This window comes from Burkholderia sp. 8Y, assembly GCF_902506145.1.
GTDB lineage: Bacteria > Pseudomonadota > Gammaproteobacteria > Burkholderiales > Burkholderiaceae > Caballeronia.
Map to the genome: position 1 here is coordinate 1 of NZ_LR733545.1, position 1,271 is coordinate 1,271.

Here is a 1,271-nt window from a genome sequence, read left to right on the forward strand (position 1 = left end):
TGAGCTTCCCCCGAAATTTCGCCTTCCAGCAGGTCGTGTGTAAACTCGACCCGAAGGAAGGAAAGAATCGATGTTCAAAATACCAAAGCAGGCATACACCGCCGAGTTCAGGACGCTAGCGGTACAGCGAGTGAAGGACGGGCAAAGCGCGCGGGACGTCGCTCGCGAACTGGGGATTTCACACCAGTCGCTGCGTAACTGGGTCAAGGCCGATGAGGCAGGCAAGCTCAATGGCTCGGGGACAAAGGTTGTCACGCCGGAGCAGATGGAGCTGTCGCGCCTGCGGGCTGAGAACAAGCGTCTACAGATGGAACTTGAAATCGCAAAAAAAGCGGCGGCGTTCTTCGCGAAGGACCTCCTGTGAAGTACGCCTGGATTGATTCGCATCGTCGGCACTATCCGCTGTCGGCGCTGTGCGGGGTCCTGTCGGTCAGTCTGAATGGCTATCGGGCATGGAAGCGCGGCGGTACGCCTGGGCGCAGGCGCCTCACTGATGCCCAACTGCTCGCCTTGATTCGGTCTATCCACGCCGAGGTCAAGGGCGCTTATGGCTCGCCACGGATGACCGAAGAGATTCGCGCGCGTGTTTTTCCGGCTAGCAAGGAGCGGGTAGAGCGACTCATGCGCGACAATGGCATCCGGGCCCGTCACAAGCGCCGTTATCGCGTTACGACGGACTCGAAACACAAGCTGCCGGTCGCTGAGAATCTGCTGGCACGCAACTTCACGCCGACAGCGCCGAATCAGGTCTTTACGTCGGATATCACGTACATCTGGACCGATGAGGGATGGCTGTATCTTGCAATCGTGCTGGACCTGTTCAACCGGGAGGTCGTCGGTTGGTCGATTAAGCCGCGCATGACAGCTGACATCGTGACCGACGCGCTGACGATGGCATGGTTCCGACGACGGCCCGAGCCCGGCGCGCTGCATCACTCGGACAGGGGCAGTCAATATGCCAGCGACGACTTCCAGCGCAAGCTGGCGCAATATGGCATGCGCTGCTCGATGAGCCGCAAGGGAAATTGTTGGGACAATGCCCCGACGGAGAGCTTCTTCAACAGCCTGAAGAACGAACGGGTGCATGCTACGCGATACCGCACCCATCAGGAAGCGATGGCGGACCTGTTCGAATACATTGAAGTGTTTTATAACCGCAGTCGTCGTCATTCGTCGCTCGACTTCGTATCACCGGTTCAGTTCCTGCAAGACTGGATGAAGGCTCAGCAGACCAAGGACGCGGCCGCATAACCAGAGGCCTCTGGAAGGCG

Annotated in this window: 1 protein-coding gene; it reads left to right on the forward strand. The window is 58.9% G+C overall.

Annotation, left to right across the window (positions count from 1 at the left end):
* The first annotated feature begins 70 nt into the window (after positions 1-70).
* A protein-coding gene (locus tag GV035_RS27530; RefSeq protein ID WP_159836814.1) for an IS3 family transposase occupies positions 71-1,251 on the forward strand; the annotation gives its coding sequence in 2 pieces (ribosomal slippage) (positions 71-323 and positions 323-1,251; 1,182 coding nt in all).
* Positions 1,252-1,271: the final 20 nt, after the last annotated feature.